Here is a 23,660-nt window from a genome sequence, read left to right on the forward strand (position 1 = left end):
ACTCTTTGGCAGCGTGTACGTGAGGGCAACAACTATAGCGCAAGGTCGGGTGCAACACCCGGCGTTGCGCGCGAGGTGAGACCATGGTCGCGCTAAATGGTTGCCTGGTCGTTACACTGTGACACTCGTTGAAGTAGGGCCGCTTCGCGCCCCCGACTTACCAAGGACTGCAATGTCGCAACTGACCACCGACTGGCGCCACCGCCTCACTCACCGAAAGGTCTGGGCATTGGCCGCGCCGATGATCCTGTCCAACATCTCTGTGCCGCTGGTAGCCCTGGTCGACAGCACGGTCATCGGCCACCTCCCCCACGCCCACCAGCTGGGCGCCGTGGCCGTGGGCGCCACGCTGTTCACCTTCATGGTCGGCCTGATGGGCTTCCTGCGCATGGGCTCCACCGGTTTCGCCGCACAGGCCGCTGGTCGAGGTGACGGTGCAGCGCTGCGCCAGGTACTGGTGCAAGGGTTGCTGCTGGCGGTCGGCTTCGCCCTGCTGATTGGCCTGCTGGCCCTGCCGTTCAGCCAGCTGGCACTGCAGGCGATGCAACCCAGCGCCGCCCTTCAGCAATCCACTGAAGGCTTCTTTCATACCCGCCTGCTTGGCCTGCCCGCAGCACTGGCCAGCTACGCGCTGGTCGGCTGGTTCCTGGGCACCCAGAACGCCCGGGCACCGCTGGCCATCCTGCTGACCACCAACCTGCTGAACATCATCCTGAACCTGTGGTTCGTCCTGGGGCTGGACTGGGGGGTGCTGGGTTCGGCGCGGGCCTCGGTGATTGCAGAATGGAGTGCTGCCCTGCTCGGCCTGTCCCTGACCCGCCCGGCGCTGCGGGCTTACCCAGGGCAGATCGTGTGGCCAGCGCTCAAACGCTGGCAGGCCTGGCGACCGCTGCTGTCGGTCAACCGCGACATCTTCCTGCGCAGCCTGGCGCTGCAACTGGTGTTCCTGCTGATTACCGTACAAGGCGCACGCCTGGGCGAGGCCACCGTGGCGGCCAACGCCCTGCTGCTTAACGGCCTGCTGTTGACCGCCTACGCGCTCGACGGCCTGGCGCATGCGGTCGAAGCCCTGTGCGGCCACGCCATCGGCGCCCGCGACCGGGATACCCTGCGCCGCTCGCTGGTGGTGGCCTGTGGCTGGTCGCTGATTACCAGCCTTGGGTTTGCCGGGTTGTTCTTGCTGGGTGGGCACCTGTTTATTGACTTACAGACCGATATCGAGAGCGTGCGGGCGGCGGCTTACCCGTACCTGCCGTACCTGGCATTGCTGCCGTTGATTGCGGTGTGGAGTTATTTGCTGGACGGTTTGTTCATCGGTGCGACCCGGGCGCGGGAGATGCGCAATGCGATGTTGGTGTCGGTGCTGATTGCACTGCCGGTGGCGGTGGGCATGAGCGGGTTTGGCAACCACGGGTTGTGGTTGGCGTTTCTCGGGTTCATGGCGTTGCGGGCGGTGACGTTGGGGTGGGTGGGGTGGCGGTTAGAGCAGAAAGGTAAGTGGTTTGAGTGATGCGGGCAGGGTATGTCGTGGGAGTTGCGGCGCCTTTGAGATCGAGCGCCGCCCGGGCGGCGCTCGATTGACTAGGCGCTACACCACTCAAGACGACAGGTACGAAGACCGGGTCAACCCAAGACGCAACGCATCCAGGAACTGGGTCCGCTCCCGCGCAGTGATCTTGGCACTGGCCACCTTGTCGCGGTAGTGGGTCATCAACTCCTCCGGCGACAAGTGCACATAGCGCAGCATGTCTTCGATGGTGTCGTGGGTTTCAATACCGGCGTGATACACGCTGCCATCGGCATTCTGGTAGATGTTCACCGAGTCGGTATCACCGAACAGGTTGTGCATGTCCCCCAGGATTTCCTGGTAGGCACCCACCAGGAACACGCCCAGCAAGTAGTCCTCGCCCTCTTTCACCGCATGCACCGGCATGCTGGTCTCGATGCTCTGCTCGTCGACGTACTGGTTGATCTTGCCGTCGGAGTCGCAGGTCAGGTCCTGCAGCACCGCGCGGCGCATCGGCTCTTCGTCCAGGCGGTGCAGCGGGATGATCGGCAGCACCTGGCCGATGGCCCAGGTGTCCGGCAGGCTCTGGAACACCGAGAAGTTGCAGATGTACTTGTCGGCGAGCTTGTCGTTCAGCTCGTCCAGTACCTGGCGGTGCGAGCGCTGGCGGGCCTTGAGCGAGTTGTGCAGGCGGCGGCACACGGCAAAGTAGCACTGCTCGGCCAGGGCTTTCTCGCTCAGGGTGATCTTGCCATCAGCATACTGCGCCGCCACGTCACCCATGTAGTGGGTGGCGCGCCAGTAAGTCTCGGTCACCATCTCGATGTCGGTCGGGCCCAGCAGGTCGACCAGCCACTGCACGGTCTCGGGCAGGGCTTCCTTGTTCTCGATGGTCGGCACGTCGTCGTTGTGTTTCTCGACGTCGGTGACCTGAATCACCAACATGGCGTGGTGCGCGGTCAACGAACGGCCACTCTCGGAGAAGATGTGCGGGTGCGGCAGGCCCTGCGCGTCGCAGAACTCCTTGAGCATGCCCACTACCACGCCGGCATAGTCGTCCATGTCGTAGTTGATGGAACTGGCATTGCGCGAGTGGGTACCGTCGTAGTCCACGCCCAGGCCACCGCCAACGTCGATGTGGTCCACCGGCAGGCCCAGCGCACGCAGCTCGCCGTAGTAACGGATGGCTTCCTTGAAGCCGTGCTGGTAGTCAGCCAGGTTGGCGATCTGCGAGCCCATGTGGAAGTGCAGCAGGCGGATGCCCTGGTCCAGGCCAGCATCGCGGAAGCGCTGTACCACGGAGAGCAACTGCGCGGCAGACAAACCGAACTTGGACTTTTCACCACCGGTGTCGGCCCACTTGCTCGAAGCCAGCGACGACAGGCGCACGCGCAGGCCGACCTGGGGTTTCACCTTGAGCTCGGCGGCTTCTTCGATTACCAGAGCCACTTCCGACTCTTTCTCGATGACGATGAACACGTTGTGGCCCAGCTTCTGGCCCATCAGGGCCAGGCGGATGAACTCGCGGTCCTTGTAGCCGTTGCAGACGATGGTGCCGCCCTTTGGCGCCAGTGCCAGCACGGCCAGCAGCTCGGGCTTGGAGCCGGCTTCCAGGCCAATCGAAACGTTCTGCGTGGCGATGATGTTTTCCACCACCGCTTCTTGCTGGTTGACCTTGATCGGGTACAGCGCGGTGTACTTGCTCTGGTATTCCAGGCGTGCGATGTTGGCGTCGAACGCGCCGGTCAGCTGGCGAACGCGGTCCTGCAGAATGTCGGGGAAGCGTACCAACAGGGGCAGCGACAGGCCGCTCTGGCGCAGTTCGTCGACCTGCTCGAACAGGTCCATCGGCGCGCTCTTGGGGCCGTTGGGGCGCACTTCGACGCGCCCGGCTTCATTGATGGCGAAATAACCAGCGCCCCAATGGCGGATGCCATAAACACTGCGGCTGTCGGCCACGGTCCATTGGCTACCATCGTCTTTGCGTGTGCGTCGTACGGACATTCAAGTCCCCTATAGATAAGTCGAAGACACTGCCCCGCAGGCAGCGGAGCGAGTGTAAAAGCTGAAAATGACGATTCATCCGTGCTCAGGCATAGACCTTGACCACGGGAACGAGTTTAGAAAGCGCTGGGCAAAAAATCGCGCGATGGCCTCAGCCGCCGGACTTTTTCGCCTTGAAACCCTGTTTGGTCAGCTCGCCGATCAACAGCTCGACATGGTCGCCCTGGATCTCGATCACCCCATCCTTCAGGGCACCACCGGTACCACAGCGACGCTTGAGCGTGGTCGCCAGCTCCTTGAGCTGGTCGAGCGGCAGCGGCACGCCGGTGACGGTGGTCACGGTCTTGCCGCCACGGCCTTTGCTCTCACGGCGCACACGGGCAATGCCATCGCCTTCGGGGATGATTTGTTGCTTGCAAATGCAGGCGTCCACCGGCTGGCCACAGTCGGGGCAGTGTCGACCGGCATCGGTGGAGTACACGAGACCGCCAAGGGCGGAAAAGGAAGAAGCTTTCTTGGCCACTTTTGTTCCTCTGTGCTGAGGACAAAAACTGGTCGTGCCTTGGGGTAGAGGCCGACCGCGAAGCCCCACTCTGGCAGGGGCGGCGCTACTGCCGCAAGATCCTGCGACAGCCCGAAAAGGGCGCGCAGTGTAACGATAAAAAAGGCGATTGCTAAGTACTGGATTGCGGCATTTTACGAATGTTTTGCGACTATTCGCGGGCACGCCCGCTCCTAGAGGTTCGGCACCGCTCTGAACACTGCACAATCCTGTGGGAGCGGGCGTGCCCGCGAAAGGGCCGGCACAACCAAATCAGCTATCCCAGGCTGGCCTTATAGCGCTGCAACGCCGCCAAAGAGTCCGGGCAATATAGCTTGGTCAGGCTTTCCTCTTCAGCCAGCTCAAGGCTGACAAAGCGCGCCTCGATCACTTCCTCCGGCTGCAAGCGCAACGGCGCATCCGACACCGCCGAATACACCGCACACCACAACCGGTTGTCGGGCTGGTCAAAATAGAACCGCTCGTGAAACCGCAGCTCCACCCCTTCAATTCCCAACTCCTCGGCCAGCTCACGCGCCGCCGATTCGGCATAACCCTCACCGGCTGTCACCATGCCGCCCGCCGCCACATCCCAGTACCCCGGGTACAGCGCTTTGCTCAAGGTCCGCCGGTGCACGCACAACTCACCGGCGCTATTGAACAGCAGAATAAACGTGCAACGCCCGATCAAACCCCGCTCGCGCAGTTCGGCGCGGGGCAACGCTCCAAGCACCTGGTCGGCTTCGTCCACCCAGGTGACCTGTTCGCGGTCGGAAGCCGCCCGGTGGGCGGCCTCGTTTGGGCTGATGGCCATTATCAACCCTGCGACAGCAGCTGACGCAGGTCGATGACCGCAGCGTTAGCCCGGGAAATGTAGTTGGCCATGACCAGCGAGTGGTTGGCCCACATGCCGAAACCACTGCCATTGAGCACCATCGGGCTCCACAGCGGCTCTTGCGAGGCTTCCAGCTCACGAATGATCTGACGCACGCTGACCGTGGCGTTCTTCTTCGCCAGCACGTCGGCAAAGTCCACCTCGATGGCGCGCAGCAGGTGCGACAGCGCCCAGGCCTGGCCACGGGCTTCGTAGAACACGTTGTCGATCTGCAGCCATGGGGTTTCCACCAGCTCTTCGTCCACCTGCGGCGCCTGGCCGGCAACCACCGACTCGGTCTTCAGCGTGGTGTTCAGCTTCACCCGGCCAACGCTGGCCGACAGGCGCTGCGACAGCGACCCCAGACGGGTAGCCACGTCACCCAGCCAGTTGTTCAGGTTGTCGGCACGGGTGTAGAAGATCGCGCCCTTGTCGCCGGCAGCCAGACGGGTCTGGTAGCGGGTCAGCGACTTGATGCCCTCTTCGAACTCCGACTCGCTCGATGGCAAGATCCAGCTCTTGTTGTCGAAGTTGAAGCGCGGCTCGGCCTTGGCCAGGTCGGCGTCCTCGGTGGACTGCGACTGCGAACGGGCAAAGTCCTTGCGCAGGGCGCGGGACAGGTCGCGGACCTGGACCAGAACGCCGTATTCCCAGCTCGGCATGTTGTCCATCCACAGCCCGGGCGGGAAGCGGTCGTTGGAAATGTAGCCGCCCGGCTTGTTCAGCAAGGTGCCGGCCACGGTCTTGAGGGTTTCGAGGGTGGTATAACCCACCACCATCTGCTGGCCGGTGCGCTCGGCAGCGGCTTGGGCATTCTGCTGCACCGGGAACAGCGCAGGCTCCTGGCTCCAGTACCAGCCCAGGCCGATACACACCAGCAGGTACAACCCGATCAGGGTCCCCAGGGCACGGCTCCAAAGGCCGCCAAGGTAGCTACGGGCAGCAGCGCCGCGGCCATCGACACGCTCGCGGGGCTCGGCTTTGGCCTCGCGGTTTTTCCAGTCCAGCATGGCTTTGTCCTTAATCAGTCACGACGGTTCAGGGGCTTGGACCACAGGCCTGCGCCAGGGTGCCACGGCAAGCCCGTGTGGCAGCACTATAAAGCAGACACCACCGTACGCATAAGCGACCAATCGGTCAGCAACTGAATATTCGTTCTGGCCGCTTTGTTGATGCAGGGCACTCACGTATTCGGAAAGAACTGCTAGCATAGAGCCATCATTGCCCCTGCACATCCCAACCTATAAGTAGCCAGGACATGAGCAAAGCAGTCGAGCCGAGCCCGCAGTGCCCCGCCCAACAGGCGACGCGTAGCGGCCTGCGCAAGGATGACCCGCTCGACCAGGTGCTGCTGCCGCCCCTGCGAAAACCGGTGTACATCCTGCTGCAGGACCACGAGCGTGCCCAGCGCCTGGCCCAGCAGTTGGAATTCTTCGGCCTGGTGGTGCAAGCGCTGCCCAGCGCTGCGGCGCTCTGCGCTTCGATCAGCGAGTACCCACCCTCGGCCATCATCATGGACGTCGACTTCACCGGCGCTGGCCAAGGCTTGCTGCTGGCCGCCCAGGTGCAGCAGGCGCTGGCGCAACCTGTTCCGCTGCTGTTCTTCAGCCACCACGAAGCCGATACCCCGACCCGCCTGGCCGCCGTGCGCGCGGGTGGCCAGGACTTTCTCACCGGCAGCCTGGAGGCTTCCAGCCTGCTGGAAAAAGTCGAACTGCTGACCCACATCACCCAGCAAGACCCGCTGCGCGTGCTGATCATCGACGACTCACGCACCCAGGCCCTGTACACCGAGCGCGTGCTGGCCGGTGCCGGTATGGTAACCCGCAGCCTGACCGATCCGATCCTTACCATGGCGGAGCTTGCCGACTTCCAGCCCGACCTGATCATTCTCGACCTGTACATGCCAGCCTGTACCGGCCCGGAGCTGGCCAAGGTGATTCGCCACAGCGACCGCTACGTGAGCGTGCCGATTATCTACCTGTCAGCCGAAGACGACCTGGACAAACAGCTGGACGCCATGAGCGAAGGCGGGGATGACTTCCTGACCAAACCGTTTCGCTCACGCCACCTGATCACCACCGTGCGCAACCGCGCCGCCCGTGCCCGGCACCTGAAGGCGCGAATGGTGCGCGACAGCCTGACCGGGCTGTACAACCACACCCACATCCTGCAACTGCTTGAAGACTGCAGCTTCCGCGCCCGCCGTGAGCAGCAACCGTTGAGCTTTGCCATGCTCGACATCGACCATTTCAAGAAGATCAACGACCGCCATGGCCACCCCATGGGCGACCGGGTGATCAAGAGCCTGGCCCTGTTTCTCAAGCAGCGTTTGCGCAAGACTGACTTCATCGGCCGCTACGGCGGCGAGGAGTTCGCCATTGTCATGCCCAACACCGCGCTGGACGCAGCACACAGGGTGCTGGACGAAATCCGCCGGCGCTTTGCCGAAATTCTCTACCCGGCACAACCCCGGGATTTGCAGTGCACGTTCAGTGCAGGTGTGGTGCAGCTGGATGACGGGCTCGATGCGCTGACCATGGCCAGTGCGGCGGACGAGGCGTTGTACCGGGCCAAGCATGCCGGGCGCAACTGTGTAGTGCGTGTAGAACCCTGACCAGTTTCACCAGTACAGGCACTGTGCCACTTTTTTTCTGAGGCCAGCCCCTTGTCGTCATCACCCGGTCACAAAATCGCAATAACTTCAGGCGCCTACCTCTACTCCCCTGCGCAGGAAGTTCGCGGCTATGCGCCTGAAGTGGCTGACCAATTTCAACACCCTGTTGCTGGTGACCGTGTGCCTCGCCTTGGGCGCCACCTTGTGGTGGTCGCAGCGCGCCCTCGAGCGCCCCTACCAGATGATGGAGCGTTACCTGGGCCTGTCCCAGCAGTTTCAGAACCTGGCGGCACGCAACATCCAGGCGTACCTGGCCAGCGGCGACGCCCTGCGCCATGCCGCCGCCATGGAGGCCAACCAGCAGCTGCAGGCCGCCCTGGCCGAATGGCCCGTTGAGCTGGCCGACACATTACGCCCAAGCCTGGACAGCCTGCAGGCCTTCACCGCCAATGAGTTGCTGGCCGCTGGCAAGCTGGCCGGCGACCCACAAGCCCTGCTGCTGCAGGCCGAGCGGGAGCTGGGGGCTAACGTCGAACAACTGGCCGGCTACGCTCGCGACAGCGGCAACGCCGATGCCAACCGCTACCTGTTGCCATTGCTCGATGCCGCTGTGCACCTGAGCCGCCTTTCGCTGGCCCGGGACAAACTGGTCAATAGCGGCCGCCCGGAGCTTGCCGACGAGGTGGAGCGCGAGCTGCAACGGATCCGCGCCCAGGCTCAAGCCATCGATGCCTTGCCCTTGCTTGGCGTAACCCGCGCCGCCGAGTCCGGTGCCGACGACTTCGCCGCGATGATGGGCCTTGAGACCCAGGCCAATGCCCAGCAGGAAGACATCGCGGTTGGCCTAAAGCGTGAACTGCAAAGCCTGCTGAGCCGCTACCCGGCTGAATTGCAGCGTACCCGCGAACAGATCGAACGCCGCGGCGCCCTGGCCGCCAGCACTAATCAACGCCTTGAGGCCGTGCAGCTAGCCATTGCAGCATTGGAACCCGAAGTGCGTGGCCAGCATGCGAAAATTGCCGCCGAGGTGCGCATCATCCAGGGTTTGATGATTGGCTTGATCCTGCTGATCGCCTTGTTGATCGACACCCTGCAGCGCCGCCTGACGCGTACCCTCACCGGCCTGGCACCCGCCTTGTCACGGTGGGCCGAAGGCGACTTCGCCCAAGGTATCGCCCTGGGCAAGACCAACCGCGAACTGCGCGACATCCAGGAATCGCTCAACCGCCTGCGCCAGTACCTGGTGGAACTGGTAGGCACCATCCGCCACAACGCCGAGCAAGTGGCGGGCAGCAGCCACGCGCTGGCCGGCATGAGCGCCGCCCTGCACGACGGCGCCGAACGCCAGGCGGGCGATACCGGGCAGATCCGCGACGCACTGGGCGAACTGGAAGCGACCATCCAGCAAGTGGCAGGTGATGCCAGCGCCGCCGCCGACGCCAGCCGCGACGCCGGGCGTGCGGTGGAGCAAGGCCAGGCGGTGATCGGCCAGAGCCTGTCAGGTTTGCGTGAACTGGTTGATGAAGTGCAAGGCAACGCCCGCATGATCGAGCAACTGGCGGAAGAGTCGGCCACCATCGGCGGGGTGCTGACGGTGATCCGCTCGATTGCCGAGCAAACCAACCTGCTGGCGCTGAACGCCGCCATCGAAGCGGCGCGTGCGGGTGAGATGGGCCGTGGCTTTGCCGTGGTAGCCGATGAAGTGCGCTCGCTGGCGCAACGCACCACGGGGGCTACCGGCGAGATTCAGGCACTGATCGACCGCCTGCAGCAAGCCGCGAGAAGTTCGGTAGCAGGGATGCGTGCGCAGCTTGAGCATGCCGAGGCCACAGCCAACCAGGCCCAAGCGGCAGATGGCGCGCTGGACGAGATTGTCTGCGCCATTCGCACCATCTCGGATACCGCCGTGCGGATTGCCGATGTCACGGCGCAGCAGAGCGGCGCGGTGAGTGAGATTCGTGACCACAGTGAACGCATTCATGAGTTGGGTGAGGACAACCTGCAGCGCATTGGCGAGGGGCGTGAGCAAGGGGAGCAGTTGCTGAGCCTGGGCGGCGAGCTGAACCGGACGGTGCGGGCGTTCAGAGTCTGAGCTGGCGGGTGCTCGCCCTGACATGTGCAGTGCCTGGGAGATCGAGCGCCGCCCGCGCGGCGCTCGATCTCCCAGGCACTAAAAATGTCATGGCAAGCCCAGCTGGCCCCATCCTCCACCAACTCCGCTATCATGCCGGCACGTTCCACCTCGCGAGTCCGCCATGCGCCGCCTGTTTTTCCTGCTGTTCCTGCTGCTGGCCAGCCCTGCCTTCGCCACGGGCCTGCTCGACAACCGCCCCAGCGCCACCCTCGGGGCCGCTTCGCTGTCCAATAATGCCGACTTCCTGCCGGTGCACGAGGCCTTCAAGCTCAGCCTGATCCAGGCCGACGCACACACCCTCAAGCTGCGCTTCGTCGCCACCGAGGGCTACTACCTTTACCGCCACCGCTTCCAGTTCCGCACCGAGCCGGCCGACATTGCCCTGGGCACGCCAAACATCCCCAAAGGCGAGGCCAAGCACGATGAGTTTTTCGGCGACGTCGAGGTTTATCACGGCGTGGTCGACATCGAACTGCCGCGCACCGACCCGCGTGCCTTCACCCTGCTGGTGGGCTACCAGGGCTGCGCCGACAAGGGCCTGTGCTACCCACCGGAAACCGAACGCCTGAGCATCGATGGCGAAAGCGGCGCAAATACGCCGGGCGCTGCCGAACACGCCTGGAACTGGAAATCACTGCTGCTGTTCTTCCTTGCCGGGGTTGGCCTGACCTTCACCCCGTGCGTGCTGCCGATGCTGCCGATCCTGTCTGGCGTGGTGCTGCGTGGCCAGGTCGGCGGCCTGCGCGGGCTCGCTCTATCGCTGGCCTACGTGCTGCCGATGGCGGCCAGCTTCGCCGTACTCGGCGCGCTGATGGGCCTGTTCGGTGCCGGCCTTAACCTGCAGACCCGTCTGCAATCGGCCTGGGTGCTGGTGCCGTTCGCGCTGTTCTTCGTGGTGTTCGCCCTGGCCATGTTCGGCCTGTTCGAAATCAAGCTGCCGCAGGCCCTGAGCAACCGCCTGAACAACGTCGCCAACCACACCAAGGGTGGCTCGCTGCTCGGCGCGGCCGTGCTCGGCGTGCTTTCCAGCCTGCTGGTTTCGCCGTGCGTATCCGCCCCCTTGGCCGGTGCCCTGCTGTACATCAGCGCCAGCGGCGATGCCGTGGGCGGCGCGCTCAAGCTGTTTGCCCTGGGCCTCGGCATGGGCGCGCCATTGCTGTTGGTAGCCACCGGTGGCGCAGCCTGGCTGCCCAAAAGCGGCCCTTGGATGAATACCGTGAAAAACGCCATCGGTGTCCTGCTGCTGGGGCTGGCCATCGGCTTGCTCAGCCGCGTGCTGCCGGGCCCGCTTACCTTGCTGCTGGTCGGTTTCCTCGCCGCTGGCGTGGCGCTGTTCCTCGGCGCCCTGGAGTTCGTTGTAAAAAGCGCACGCCAGCGCCTGGCCCAACTGCTGGGCCTGGGCTTGCTGGTCTACGCCCTGGCTTGCTGGTATGGCGCGCTGAGTGGCCAAGGCGACCCGCTGCGCCCGCTGCCGGTTGCAACACTGGCGGTCAGTGGCGACAGCCCGGCGGCAAAGGTGGATGCCTGGCAAACCATCACCACTCCCGCCGCACTGGACGCGGCGCTGGCCCAGGCCAAGGCGGCAGGCCAGCCCGTGCTGCTGGACTGGTACGCCGACTGGTGCATCAGCTGCAAAGTGATCGAGCATGAAGTGCTGAACGCGCCACAGGTGCAAACGCAGCTGACCGGCTTCAAGTTGCTGCGTTTCGACATCACCGAGAGCAATGCCGAGCAACGCACGCTGCTCGACCGCTATCAGCTGTTCGGCCCCCCCGCCTTGCTCTTCTTTGCCGCGAACGGCAGCGAAATGACCGCCGATCGGGTGATTGGCGAGATAAACGCCGGTGAATTTGCGCAAATTCTGACACGCGTGCGCGGGAAAGTCGGTCTATAACTTCCCCCGTGCCGGGAAAAATCCTGAAATAGGTGACCAGATTTAAGTATTTGGTCACATACTTCGCGCGAATCTCGGACATCGTGCTGGCTACTGCCGGGAACTGGACACCTGCCGTCGCTTTGCGGCACACTCGCCGCGCTGTGTCGAATTGCCCTACAAATCCAAGGAATCCGCAGATGGCAACGCTACTGGTGCTCCACGGCCCCAACCTCAACCTGCTCGGTACCCGCGAGCCAGGCCACTACGGCGCCGTGACCCTGGCCCAGATCAACCAGGACCTGGAGCAACGTGCCCGCGCCGCAGGCCACCATTTGCAATACCTGCAGAGCAATGCCGAGTACGAACTGATCGATCGTATTCACGCCGCACGCAACGAGGGTGTGGACTTCATCCTGATCAATCCGGCTGCTTTCACCCACACAAGCGTCGCATTACGTGACGCATTGCTTGCGGTGAGCATCCCATTCATCGAAGTGCACCTGTCCAACGTGCACAAACGCGAACCGTTCCGTCACCACTCCTACTTTTCCGATGTTGCCGTAGGGGTGATCTGCGGCCTGGGCGCCAGCGGTTATCGCCTGGCCCTGGAGTCCGCGCTGGAACAACTGGCTGCCAACGCACAGCCCAAATGATGAAAACCCTGGCCTCAGAGGGCCAGGGTTCTAGAGAAACGTTCAGTTACGTTTTTTTGTATTTCGCCCCCTGACCGAACCTTTGGGAGTTGATGATTAATGGATATCCGTAAAGTCAAGAAACTGATCGAGCTGCTGGAAGAGTCTGGCATCGACGAACTGGAGATCAAGGAAGGCGAAGAGTCGGTCCGTATCAGCCGTCACAGCAAAACCCCGGCTGCCCAACAGTACTTCGCACCGGCTCCGGTAGCCGCTGCTGCACCTGTTGCCGCCCCGGTTGCCGCTGCCGCTCCAGCCGCCGAAGCCGCCGCCGCCGCCCCGGCCCTGAAAGGCACCGTGATCCGCTCGCCAATGGTAGGTACCTTCTACCGCAAGCCTTCTCCGACCTCGCCGAACTTCGCTGAAGTGGGCCAGACCGTGAAGAAAGGCGACACCCTGTGCATCGTCGAAGCCATGAAGATGATGAACCACATCGAAGCCGATGTTGGCGGTGTCATCGACGCCATCCTGGTAGAAGACGGCCAGCCGGTTGAGTTCGACCAGCCGCTGTTCACCGTCGTTTGAGTCGCGGAGAGCCAACGATGTCTGGGAAGCTCGAAAAAGTCCTGATCGCCAACCGTGGGGAAATTGCCCTGCGGATCCTGCGTGCCTGCAAAGAGCTGGGCATCAAAACCGTCGCTGTGCACTCCACCGCCGACCGTGAACTGATGCACCTGGGCCTGGCAGACGAGTCGGTCTGCATCGGCCCTGCATCGTCCAAGGATTCCTACCTGCATATCCCGGCAATCATCGCTGCCGCCGAAGTCACCGGCGCCACCGCGATTCACCCGGGCTACGGCTTCCTGGCAGAAAACGCCGACTTCGCCGAGCAGGTTGAAAAATCCGGTTTCGCCTTCATCGGCCCGAAAGCCGACACCATTCGCCTGATGGGCGACAAGGTTTCGGCCAAGGACGCGATGATCAAGTCGGGCGTACCGACCGTACCGGGCTCCGATGGCCCGCTGCCGGAAGACGAAGAAGTCGCCCTGGCGATTGCCCGTGACGTCGGTTACCCGGTGATCATCAAGGCCGCCGGTGGTGGTGGTGGTCGCGGCATGCGCGTGGTGCACAAGGAAGAGGACCTGATTGCCTCGGCCAAGCTCACCCGTACCGAAGCCGGTGCAGCCTTCGGCAACCCGATGGTGTACCTGGAGAAGTTCCTGACCAACCCACGCCACGTGGAAGTGCAGGTACTGTCCGACGGCCAGGGCAACGCCATTCACCTGGGCGACCGTGACTGCTCGCTGCAGCGCCGTCACCAGAAGGTGCTGGAAGAAGCACCAGCCCCGGGCATCGACGAGAAAGCCCGCCAGGAAGTGTTCAAGCGTTGCGTCGATGCGTGCATCGAGATCGGCTACCGTGGTGCGGGTACGTTCGAGTTCCTGTACGAAAACGGCCGCTTCTACTTCATCGAGATGAACACCCGTGTGCAGGTTGAGCACCCGGTGTCCGAGATGGTGACCGGTATCGACATCGTCAAGGAGATGCTGAGCATCGCCGCTGGCAACAAGCTGTCGTACCGCCAGGAAGACGTGGTGATTCGTGGCCACTCGCTGGAATGCCGTATCAACGCCGAAGACCCGAAGAAGTTCATCCCGAGCCCAGGCAAGGTGAAGCACTTCCACGCACCAGGCGGCAACGGCGTACGCGTCGATTCGCACCTGTACAGCGGTTATTCGGTTCCGCCGAACTACGACTCGCTGATCGGCAAGCTGATCACCTACGGCAAGGACCGCGACGAAGCCATGGCACGCATGCGCAATGCACTGGACGAGATCGTCGTCGACGGCATCAAGACCAACATCCCACTGCACCGCGACCTGGTGCGTGATGAAGGTTTCTGCAAAGGCGGCGTCAACATTCATTACCTCGAACACAAGCTGGCCAACGAGCATTGATCGAGTAGTGTGATGCACCAAAAACCCCGGCCTTGTGCCGGGGTTTTTTATTGCCTGCCAGGGCCTGAGGGCCTATCCCTTCATGCGCGGCATTTCGATGCGGTGCTCATGCACCCGCCGATACAGCGTCGCCCGCGATATCCCCAACGCCCGCGCCGCATCGGCCGGTTTCCAGCGATGGCGGATCAGTGCATCCAGCAACAACTGCCGGGCCGGGCAAGACACGCTGCTTTCAGGCGAAGCAACCGCTTCACCGCGCACCTCTTGCGGCAAGTCCTGCAATTGCACCTGCCCGCCTTCACTCACCGCGCAGGCATAGCGCAACACCTGCCGCAGCTGGCGCAAGTTTCCCGGCCAACGGTAAACCAGCAATGCTTGCAGCGCATCATCGGCCAACACCACCTCGACAGCACACGCATCGGCCTCCTCGGCCAGCAGCTGATGAATCAACCCCAACCGATCCTCACGTTCCCGCAGCGGCGGCAACTCGAAGCGGGCATTGGCCAGGCGGAAGTACAGGTCTTCACGAAAACGCCCGTCCTCAACCATCGCGGCCAGGTCGCGATGAGTGGCGCAGATCACCTGGATGTCCACACGCTCACGCCGCGCGGCGCCCAACGGCGCCACTTCACCCTCGGCCAGCACCCGCAGCAGGCGCGTTTGCAGGTTCAGCGGCATGTCGCCGATTTCATCGAGGAACAGCGTGCCGCCATCGGCCTGCTGCAACAGCCCTTGCATGCCTTTGCTGGAGGCCCCGGTAAAGGCTCCAGCCACGTAGCCAAACAGCTCGCTCTCGATCAGGCTTTCCGGAATGGCCGCACAGTTCAGCGTGACGAACGGGCCATCCCGGCGCTGGCTTTGCTGGTGCAGTTGGCGGGCGAACACTTCTTTGCCAGCCCCGGTCTCACCTTGCACCAGTACCGCCAGATTGCAGTCCTTGACCCGCGTGGCCAGGCGCAGGTGCTGTTCGATGCGTGCGTCCTGGGCCTGGCGCAACGGCTGCGCGCGCTGGCGTTGCCGTGGGGCGCTGACCCGACCATACAGCCCCCCCAGACCCGGCAGGCGCTGGGCCGACGACGCGCTCACCCGGCGTAGCTGGTCAATGTCGAACAGCTCACCAATATGCTCGGGCAAGCGCCCCAGGCGCTCCACCAGCCGTTGCCGGGCCAGGCTGTTGATCGCCTGCAGGCGGCCATCGGCATCCCAGGCCAGCAGGTAGTCCGGCTGGCTTTCCACATAACCCGGCGTGCCGTGGGCGCGCATCACCCAGTGGCCTTGGGCACTGTGCATGAAAAAGGCGTTTTCGATCTCGCGGGCGGTCTGCTCCACCAGTTGGCGGATCAGATGCTGGCTACGGCGGTCATCTGGCGACTGCAAGGCTGACACATCCACCACGCCCAACAACTCGCCAAGCGGGTCGAACACCGGTGCCGCCGTGCAGGTCAGGCCGATGAACGCAGCGCGAAAGTGGTCTCGCTTGTGCACGGTGACCGGGGCCTTGGCGGTCAACACCGCCGCCACGCCGCAGGTACCCTCCTCGCCTTCCGACCAGCAGGTGCCCAGGTACAACCCGGCCTTGCGGCAGTCGTTGCGGATGGCCGACTCGACCCGGTAATCGATGGTGCGCCCCTGGGCATCGGTCAGCAGTACGCAGTAGTCGGCACCGCGTACCCGCTCGTGCAGGCGTGCCACAGCATCGCTGGCGATGCGCAGGAACAGTTCGGCGCGTTCGCGGCACTCGTTGAGCAGGCTTTGAGAAAGGATACGCGGCCCCTGCTGGGACCCGGGGTCGAGGCGGTACAGCTCCATGGAACGGCGCCAGGAGTCGAGGATCAGCGGTGGCACCGGCGCCTGTGGCAGGCGGTCGGCATTCTTCAACACCCTGCTGACGCAGTCGACATGGGCTCGGGAGTTCGCGGCAAGCATTCAGGCCCTCCGGTTCTCGTTGCTGTTTTTATCGTTGTCTGGCCATTAAGCGCCTCTGGGCATGCCCCGACAAGCACTGTGTGATTACCGGCTGGCTTGAGACGCCGCGTCTCAGCGTCTCGGCAATGCCGGCCTGGCGCTGGCACCCGGCGTCTCGCCAGCACCGTGGCAAAGGCATGCCAGAACGCAATCAAAGCCCTCTAGCCCGGCCATTTCAGCCAAATCAAAGAAAGCTGGCACCGCGCTTGCTCCTGCCTTGGCAAACAAAAATACGAGGTGCGCCATGCCGCAACCCGCCCCGATTGTCGGGATCATTGCCAACCCTGCCTCTGGCCGCGACCTGCGCCGCCTGACCGCCAACGCCGGGCTCTATTCCAGCACCGACAAGGCCTCGGCCATCCAGCGCCTGCTGGCGTCCTTCGGTGCCACCGGCATCGGCCAGGTGCTGTTGCCCAGCGACATGACCGGCATCGCCGCGGCCGTGCTCAAGGCCAGCCAGGGCCCGGGCGCCCGTGACCAGCACTGGCCGGCCCTCGAAATACTCGACCTGCCGCTGACCCAGACCGTTGCCGACACCCGCCTGGCCACCCGGTGCATGGTCGAGCGCGGCGTGGCGATGATCGCCGTGCTCGGTGGCGATGGCACCCACAAGGCAGTCGCTGCCGAGGCCGGTGACGTACCGCTGCTGACGTTGTCCACCGGCACCAACAATGCGTTCCCCGAACTGCGCGAAGCCACCAGCGCTGGCCTTGCCGGTGGCCTGTTCGCCAGCGGCCTGGTGCCCGCCAGCATCGGCCTGCGCCGTAACAAGCGCCTGCTGGTAAGAGTGCCCGAGCAACAGCTGGCCGAATGGGCCTTGGTCGAAGTGGCCGTGTCGCCACAGCGCTTCATCGGCGCCCGTGCGCTCAGCCGCAGCGAGGACCTGTGCGAAGTCTTCGCCTGCTTTGCCGAACCCCATGCCATCGGCCTGTCGGCCCTCTGCGGCCTCTGGTGCCCAGTGTCACGCCAAGAGCTGCACGGTGCCTGGGTACGCCTGAACCCCGGCGCCGAACAAGCATTGCTCGCGCCGCTGGCGCCCGGCCTGCTGCAAGCCTGCGGCATCACCGCCAGCGGCCCGCTGACACCTGGCGTTGCCCATCGCCTGAGCCTGACCAGCGGCACCCTGGCCCTGGACGGCGAACGCGAAATCGAATTCGCCGAGCACGACACGCCCACCATCACCCTCGACCACCAAGGCCCGCTAAGCGTGGATGTCGAGGCCGTACTGGCGCACGCCGCCCGCCACCACCTGCTGGCCGTCCCGCGCGGCCACCGGCTGCACCCTGCATCCCCGCGTTGAGACAACCCTGGAGAACAACAAGATGTCCAATCAACTGAGTACCGAACAACTGCTGCATGCCTATGAAGTGATGCGCACCATCCGTGCGTTCGAAGAACGCCTGCATGTGGAATTCGCCACGGGCGAGATCCCCGGTTTCGTCCACCTGTACGCTGGCGAAGAGGCCTCGGCCGCCGGGGTCATGGCCCACTTGCGCGACAGCGACTGCATCGCGTCAACCCACCGGGGTCATGGCCACTGCATCGCCAAGGGCGTGGACGTGTACGGCATGATGGCCGAGATCTACGGCAAGAAGACCGGCGTATGTGGCGGCAAGGGCGGCTCGATGCACATTGCCGACCTGGAGAAAGGCATGCTCGGCGCCAACGGCATCGTCGGCGCTGGCGCCCCGCTGGTAGCCGGGGCAGCGCTGGCGGCCAAGATCAAAGGCAAGGACGATGTGTCAGTGGCCTTCTTCGGCGATGGCGCCTCCAACGAAGGTGCGGTGTTCGAGGCCATGAACATGGCGTCAATCATGAACCTGCCCTGCATCTTCGTGGCCGAGAACAACGGCTACGCCGAAGCCACCGCCTCCAATTGGTCCGTTGCCTGCGACCATATTGCCGACCGCGCCGCCGGGTTCGGCATGCCGGGTGTCACCATCGACGGCTTCGACTTCTTTGCGGTGTACGAGGCCGCCGGCGCAGCCATCGAGCGCGCTCGCTCCGGGCAAGGCCCGTCGCTGATCGAGGTCAAGCTCAGCCGCTACTACGGCCACTTCGAAGGCGATGCACAAACCTACCGCGCCCCGGATGAAGTGAAGAACCTGCGCGAATCCCGCGATTGCCTGATGCAGTTCCGCAACAAGACCACCCGTGCCGGCCTGCTCACTGCCGAGCAACTGGACGCCATCGACGCCCGCATCGAAGACCTGATCGAGGACGCCGTGCGCCGCGCCAAGTCCGATCCCAAGCCACAGCCCGCCGACCTGCTCACCGACGTCTACGTCGCCTACCCCTGAGCTGCGGATTACAAGAACAACAGGAGAACCACCATGGCAAGAAAGATCAGCTACCAGCAGGCCATCAACGAAGCCCTGGCCCAGGAAATGCGCCGCGACAACACCGTGTTCATCATTGGCGAAGACGTGGCCGGCGGTGCCGGCGCCCCCGGCGAGGATGACGCCTGGGGTGGCGTGCTGGGCGTGACCAAAGGCCTGTACCACCAGTTTCCCGGCCGCGTGCTGGACGCGCCGCTGTCGGAAATCGGCTACGTCGGGGCCGCCGTCGGGGCCGCCACCCAGGGCCTGCGCCCGGTGTGCGAGCTGATGTTCGTCGACTTCGCCGGCTGCTGTCTGGACCAGATCCTCAACCAGGCCGCCAAGTTCCGCTACATGTTTGGCGGCAAGGCAGTCACGCCGCTGGTGATGCGCACCATGTATGGCGCCGGCCTGCGTGCGGCGGCCCAGCACTCGCAGATGCTCACCTCGCTGTGGACGCACATCCCCGGCCTGAAAGTGGTGTGCCCGTCCTCGCCTTACGATGCCAAAGGCCTGTTGATCCAGGCGATCCGCGACAACGACCCGGTGATCTTCTGCGAGCACAAGCTGCTGTACAGCATGCAGGGCGAGGTGCCGGAAGAGGTGTACACCGTACCGTTCGGCGAGGCCAACTTCCTGCGCGATGGTGACGATGTGACCCTGGTCACTTACGGGCGCATGGTGCATGTGGCGCTGGAGGCTGCCAACAACCTGGCCCGCCAGGGCATCGACTGCGAAGTGCTGGACCTGCGCACCACCAGCCCGCTGGACGAAGACAGCATTCTCGAAAGCGTGGAAAAAACCGGCCGCCTGGTGGTGATCGACGAAGCCAACCCGCGTTGCTCCATGGCCACCGACATCAGCGCGCTGGTGGCGCAGAAGGCCTTCGGCGCGCTCAAGGGCCCGATCGAAATGGTCACCGCACCGCACACTCCGGTGCCGTTCTCCGACGCCCTGGAAGACCTGTACATCCCTGACGCGGCGAAGATCGAGGCTGCCGTGCGCAAGGTGATCGAAGCTGCAAGGAGTGCCGCATGAGCCAGATCCATACCCTGACCATGCCCAAGTGGGGCCTTTCGATGACCGAGGGCCGGGTGGACGCCTGGCTCAAGCAGGAAGGCGACGAAATCAACAAAGGCGACGAGGTGCTGGACGTCGAGACCGACAAGATCAGCAGCAGCGTCGAAGCCCCGTTCAGTGGTGTATTGCGCCGCCAGGTGGCCAAACCGGATGAAACCCTGCCGGTTGGCGCGCTGCTGGCGGTGGTGGTGGAAGGCGAAGCCGAGGAATCCGAGATCGATGCAGTGGTACAGCGCTTCCAGGCCGAGTTCGTCGCCGAAGGGGGCGCCGACCAGGCACAAGGGCCGGCCCCGCAGAAGGCTGAAGTGGGCGGCCGCCTGTTGCGCTGGTTCGAACTGGGCGAAGGCGGTACGCCGCTGGTACTGGTACACGGCTTTGGCGGCGACCTCAACAACTGGCTGTTCAACCACCCGGCGCTGGCGGCCGAGCGCCGGGTGATCGCCCTCGACCTGCCGGGGCACGGCGAGTCGGCCAAGGCCCTGCAACGGGGCGACCTGGATGAACTGAGCGAAACCGTGCTGGCCCTGCTCGACCACCTGGACATCGCCAAGGCCCACCTGGCCGGACACTCCATGGGGGGCGCGGTCAGCCTGAACGTGGCGCGCCTGGCGCCGCAGCGGGTGGCCAGCCTGAGCCTGATCGCCAGTGCCGGTCTGGGTGAGGTAATCAATGGGCAGTACCTGCAAGGCTTTGTTGCCGCCGCGAACCGCAACGCCCTCAAACCGCAGATGGTGCAGCTGTTCGCCGACCCGGCACTGGTCACCCGGCAGATGCTGGAAGACATGCTCAAGTTCAAGCGCCTGGAAGGTGTCGATGAGGCCTTGCGCCAGCTGGCATTAGCCATTGCCGACGGTGACAGGCAGCGCCACGACCTGCGCAGCGTGCTGGGGCAGCATCCGGCACTGGTGGTGTGGGGTGGCAAGGACGCGATTATCCCGGCCAGCCACGCAGAGGGCCTGGAGGCCGAAGTGCTGGTGCTGCCAGAGGCTGGGCATATGGTGCAGATGGAGGCGGCCGAACAGGTCAACCAGCAAGTGCTCGCATTCCTGCGCAAGCACTAAGCCCTTTCCCGTGAGCCTGGAGAACAACAATGAATGACCTGAGCCACACCCACATGCGCGCCGCCGTCTGGCATGGCCGTAATGATATTCGCGTCGAACAGGTCCCCCTGCCAGCCGACCCGGCACCCGGCTGGGTGCAGATCAAGGTGGACTGGTGCGGCATCTGCGGCTCCGACCTGCACGAATACGTCGCCGGCCCGGTGTTCATCCCGGTGGAGACACCACACCCGCTGACCGGCATCCAGGGCCAGTGCATCCTCGGCCACGAATTCTGCGGCCAGATCGCCAAGCTTGGCGAAGGCGTGGAGGGCTTTGCGGTAGGTGACCCGGTGGCGGCGGACGCCTGCCAGCATTGTGGTACTTGCTATTACTGCACCCACGGCCTGTACAACATCTGCGAGCGCCTGGCGTTCACCGGCCTGATGAACAATGGCGCCTTTGCCGAGTTGGTCAACGTACCCGCCAACCTGCTGTACCGCTTGCCGCAAGGTTTCCCGCCAGAGGCCGGGGCACTGATCGAACCGCTGGCGGTGGGTATGCACGCGGTGAAAAAGGCCGGCAGCCTGCTTGGGCAAACCGTTGTGGTGGTGGGTGCCGGCACCATCGGTCTGTGCACCATCATGTGCGCCAAGGCTGCGGGCGCGGCGCAAGTGATTGCGCTGGAAATGTCCTCGGCGCGCAAGGCCAAGGCCAAAGAGGTAGGCGCCACCGTGGTGCTGGACCCCAGCCAGTGCGACGCGCTGGCGCAAATCCGCGCACTGACCTTTGGGTTGGGGGCCGATGTGAGCTTTGAGTGCATCGGCAACAAGCACACGGCCAAGCTGGCCATCGACACCATCCGCAAGGCGGGTAAGTGCGTGCTGGTAGGTATTTTTGAAGAGCCTAGCGAGTTCAACTTCTTCGAATTGGTATCCACCGAGAAGCAGGTACTGGGAGCGTTGGCGTACAACGGCGAGTTTGCCGATGTGATTGCCTTCATCGCTGACGGCAGGCTGGATATTCGCCCGCTGGTGACCGGCCGGATCGGGTTGGAGCAGATTGTCGAACTGGGCTTCGAGGAACTGGTGAACAACAAAGAGGAGAATGTGAAGATCATCGTTTCCCCGGGTGTGCGCTGATTAAACCCTCAAAGGCTGCGCAGATCCTGTAGGAGCGGCCTTGTGTCGCGAAAGGGGTGCGCAGCGCCCCCAGGATCTGTGCATCACAGGTAATATTGCCGGGGCCGCGTTGCGGCCCTTTCGCGACAAAAGGCCGCTCCTACACCAGGTGATGCGCCAGCATCTGCCCTCGCTGTCTCAGGATCCCATTCTGCGTCATACTCGGCAGACCTATTGTCCGGTCTTCGCCATGCGTCCACTGCTCCCCATCACCTTGGTCTTGCTGCTCGCCGCCTGTGGCGATGGCGAATCGCTGCTTCCGCCGGACGCACGCTTGCCTGACGGCGGGCGTTACCGGGGGCAGGTGGTCGATGGCCTGCTGCAGGGCGAGGGCCGTATCGACTACCCCAACGGCAGCTGGTACGCCGGCGGCTTCAAGGACGGCCAGTGGCACGGCCAGGGAGAATGGCACGGCCAGAACGGCGAGGTGTACCGTGGCCAGTTCGCCGGGGGGCTGTTCCAGGGACTGGGCGACCTGACCACGCCGGGCAGCCACTATGCCGGCACCTTCAAGCATGGCCGCCGCGATGGCGAAGGCACGCTCAAGCAAGCCGACCAGACCTACCGTGGCCAGTTCAAGGACGACCTCTACGACGGCGCGGGCGAACTGGAACTGGCCGACGGCAGCCGCTACCAGGGCCTGTTCGCCAAGGGCAAACCCAACGGCGCCGGCGTACGCAGCGATGCCAGCGGTAACCAGTTCAGTGGCCGCTTCGTCAACGGCGAGCTGCAAGGCAGCGGCACCTACGACAGCGTTGACGGTGAGCAGTACATCGGCGAGTTCAAGGACAACCGCCTGGAAGGTCGCGGCCGTTACGAAAACGCCGATGGCGATGTGTGGATTGGCGAATTCAAGGATGGCTCATTGATCGGCGAAGGCGAACTGCTGGGCAGCGATGGCAGCCATTACAAAGGCGAGTTCGCCGACTGGCGCCTGTCGGGCCAGGGCAGCCTGCAGCTGGCCGATGGCAGCAAGTACATCGGCGGCTTCCTGAACGATGCCTACCACGGGCATGGGCGATTGATCCTGGCCAGCGGCAAGGTCGAAAGCGGCGTCTGGGTCAATGGCGTGCGGGTACGCGACCAGAACGGCCAGTTGCTACCCGATCCGCTGGACCTGGCCCTGCTCAATCAGGGCCGCCTGCTGGACGAGGCGCTGGCCCGTGTCCCGGGCTCAGCCCCATCGATCCAGCTGTACAGCCTGGTGGTGGCCGGGGATGGCCAGCAGAGCGTGTTCCTGCGCGAAGCCGACTACGTCAGCAACATGCTCAAGGTGCGCTTTGGTGCCCGTGGCCAGGTGACCTTGGTCAACCACCGCGACCACATGGCCACCCGCCCCATGGCCACTCGCGAAAACCTTACCCGTGCCGCCCGCACCCTGGCCGAGCGCAGCGGCCCTGAAGACCTGGTGTTCATCTACCTTACCAGCCATGGCAGCCAGGACCATCAACTGGTGCTCGACCAGCCGCGCCTGCAATTGGCTGACCTTTCCGCCGACGAACTGGCCACTGCCCTGGCGCCGCTCAAGAATCGAGACAAGGTAATCGTCATCTCGGCCTGCTATTCAGGGGGCTACATCGCCCCGCTCAAGGATGAGCGCACGCTGATCATGACGGCGGCCCGGGCCGACCGCGTGTCTTTCGGTTGCTCGGAAGAAGCCGACTTCACCTACTTTGGCGATGCCCTGTTCGCCGAAGCGCTGAACCAGACCGACGACCTCAAACAGGCATTTGAACTGGCACGTACCAGCGTTGCCGAAAGAGAACAAAGGGAAGGCTTCGAGGCCTCCGAGCCGCAGCTGTGGGCGCCGCCCGCCGTGCTTGAGCACTGGCAGCAGCTGCGCCGGCAACAGGCCGAAGAAGCGTTGCGTAACGCCACACAAGCCAGCGCGGAGCGACGAGCGGAAACGCCCGGCAACCACTAGAATTGTGTGTAA

General features: G+C 64.0%; 18 protein-coding genes. 13 read left to right on the forward strand and 5 right to left on the reverse strand.

Annotated features, from left to right (window positions below; translation table 11 throughout):
- Positions 1-172: 172 nt before the first annotated feature.
- Positions 173-1,510, forward strand: coding sequence for an MATE family efflux transporter (locus tag D906_RS24815; protein ID WP_025754640.1), 1,338 nt, complete (start codon positions 173-175; stop codon positions 1,508-1,510).
- 87 nt (positions 1,511-1,597) lie between these two features.
- On the opposite strand, the gene speA is transcribed toward D906_RS24815, so the two are convergent.
- The 4 genes from speA to D906_RS24835 form a co-directional block, all read right to left on the reverse strand.
- The gene (gene speA, locus D906_RS24820; protein ID WP_097156186.1) at positions 1,598-3,511 is read right to left on the reverse strand and encodes an arginine decarboxylase; all 1,914 of its coding nucleotides are present in this window, start codon (positions 3,509-3,511) and stop codon (positions 1,598-1,600) included.
- Between the two features lie 151 nt (positions 3,512-3,662).
- Positions 3,663-4,034 carry a translation initiation factor Sui1 gene (locus D906_RS24825; RefSeq protein WP_025754639.1) on the reverse strand — a complete coding sequence of 124 codons (372 nt, stop codon included), beginning with the start codon at positions 4,032-4,034 and terminating at the stop codon, positions 3,663-3,665.
- 295 nt (positions 4,035-4,329) lie between these two features.
- Positions 4,330-4,866, reverse strand: coding sequence for an NUDIX hydrolase (locus tag D906_RS24830; protein WP_019097109.1), 537 nt, complete (start codon positions 4,864-4,866; stop codon positions 4,330-4,332).
- Positions 4,867-4,868: 2 nt separating this feature from the next.
- Positions 4,869-5,936 (reverse strand): DUF2333 family protein, encoded by a 1,068-nt coding sequence (locus D906_RS24835; protein ID WP_019097108.1) that lies wholly within the window; start codon positions 5,934-5,936, stop codon positions 4,869-4,871.
- A gap of 248 nt (positions 5,937-6,184) precedes the next feature.
- Between D906_RS24835 and D906_RS24840 the strand changes: the two genes are divergently transcribed.
- The 6 genes from D906_RS24840 to accC all read left to right on the forward strand — a co-directional run bounded on the left by D906_RS24840 (position 6,185) and on the right by accC (position 14,143).
- Positions 6,185-7,543 (forward strand): diguanylate cyclase, encoded by a 1,359-nt coding sequence (locus D906_RS24840; RefSeq protein ID WP_025754637.1) that lies wholly within the window; start codon positions 6,185-6,187, stop codon positions 7,541-7,543.
- Positions 7,544-8,855: 1,312 nt separating this feature from the next.
- Positions 8,856-9,635 carry a methyl-accepting chemotaxis protein gene (locus D906_RS27180; protein ID WP_371257974.1) on the forward strand — a complete coding sequence of 260 codons (780 nt, stop codon included), beginning with the start codon at positions 8,856-8,858 and terminating at the stop codon, positions 9,633-9,635.
- A gap of 163 nt (positions 9,636-9,798) precedes the next feature.
- Positions 9,799-11,571 (forward strand): protein-disulfide reductase DsbD, encoded by a 1,773-nt coding sequence (locus D906_RS24850; protein ID WP_027615797.1) that lies wholly within the window; start codon positions 9,799-9,801, stop codon positions 11,569-11,571.
- A gap of 179 nt (positions 11,572-11,750) precedes the next feature.
- The gene (gene aroQ, locus D906_RS24855; protein ID WP_003255330.1) at positions 11,751-12,206 is read left to right on the forward strand and encodes a type II 3-dehydroquinate dehydratase; all 456 of its coding nucleotides are present in this window, start codon (positions 11,751-11,753) and stop codon (positions 12,204-12,206) included.
- Between the two features lie 99 nt (positions 12,207-12,305).
- On the forward strand, positions 12,306-12,770 hold the full coding sequence (gene accB, locus D906_RS24860) for an acetyl-CoA carboxylase biotin carboxyl carrier protein (RefSeq protein WP_016715395.1): 465 nt from the start codon (positions 12,306-12,308) through the stop codon (positions 12,768-12,770).
- 17 nt (positions 12,771-12,787) lie between these two features.
- Entirely contained in the window at positions 12,788-14,143 is a 1,356-nt protein-coding gene (accC, locus tag D906_RS24865) for an acetyl-CoA carboxylase biotin carboxylase subunit (protein WP_016715394.1), read from the forward strand.
- A 72-nt stretch (positions 14,144-14,215) separates the two neighbouring features.
- On the opposite strand, the gene D906_RS24870 is transcribed toward accC, so the two are convergent.
- Positions 14,216-16,069 carry a sigma-54-dependent Fis family transcriptional regulator gene (locus D906_RS24870; protein WP_019098112.1) on the reverse strand — a complete coding sequence of 618 codons (1,854 nt, stop codon included), beginning with the start codon at positions 16,067-16,069 and terminating at the stop codon, positions 14,216-14,218.
- Positions 16,070-16,352: 283 nt separating this feature from the next.
- Between D906_RS24870 and D906_RS24875 the strand changes: the two genes are divergently transcribed.
- The 6 genes from D906_RS24875 to D906_RS24900 all read left to right on the forward strand — a co-directional run bounded on the left by D906_RS24875 (position 16,353) and on the right by D906_RS24900 (position 23,648).
- Complete coding sequence (locus D906_RS24875) at positions 16,353-17,408, forward strand: ATP-NAD kinase family protein (protein ID WP_027615796.1); 1,056 nt, start codon at positions 16,353-16,355, stop codon at positions 17,406-17,408.
- A 22-nt stretch (positions 17,409-17,430) separates the two neighbouring features.
- Entirely contained in the window at positions 17,431-18,408 is a 978-nt protein-coding gene (locus D906_RS24880) for a thiamine pyrophosphate-dependent dehydrogenase E1 component subunit alpha (protein ID WP_019097910.1), read from the forward strand.
- Positions 18,409-18,441: 33 nt separating this feature from the next.
- Positions 18,442-19,464 (forward strand): alpha-ketoacid dehydrogenase subunit beta, encoded by a 1,023-nt coding sequence (locus tag D906_RS24885; RefSeq protein ID WP_013970705.1) that lies wholly within the window; start codon positions 18,442-18,444, stop codon positions 19,462-19,464.
- Positions 19,461-20,567, forward strand: coding sequence for an acetoin dehydrogenase dihydrolipoyllysine-residue acetyltransferase subunit (locus D906_RS24890; RefSeq protein WP_027615795.1), 1,107 nt, complete (start codon positions 19,461-19,463; stop codon positions 20,565-20,567). Before D906_RS24885 ends, D906_RS24890 begins: the two co-directional genes overlap by 4 nt.
- 53 nt (positions 20,568-20,620) lie before the next feature.
- The gene (locus tag D906_RS24895; RefSeq protein ID WP_232238366.1) at positions 20,621-21,685 is read left to right on the forward strand and encodes a 2,3-butanediol dehydrogenase; all 1,065 of its coding nucleotides are present in this window, start codon (positions 20,621-20,623) and stop codon (positions 21,683-21,685) included.
- Between the two features lie 229 nt (positions 21,686-21,914).
- Positions 21,915-23,648, forward strand: coding sequence for a C13 family peptidase (locus D906_RS24900; protein ID WP_027615793.1), 1,734 nt, complete (start codon positions 21,915-21,917; stop codon positions 23,646-23,648).
- The last annotated feature ends 12 nt before the right edge of the window (positions 23,649-23,660 follow it).

Source organism: Pseudomonas sp. LAIL14HWK12:I1, from assembly GCF_003202095.1.
GTDB lineage: Bacteria > Pseudomonadota > Gammaproteobacteria > Pseudomonadales > Pseudomonadaceae > Aquipseudomonas > Aquipseudomonas monteilii.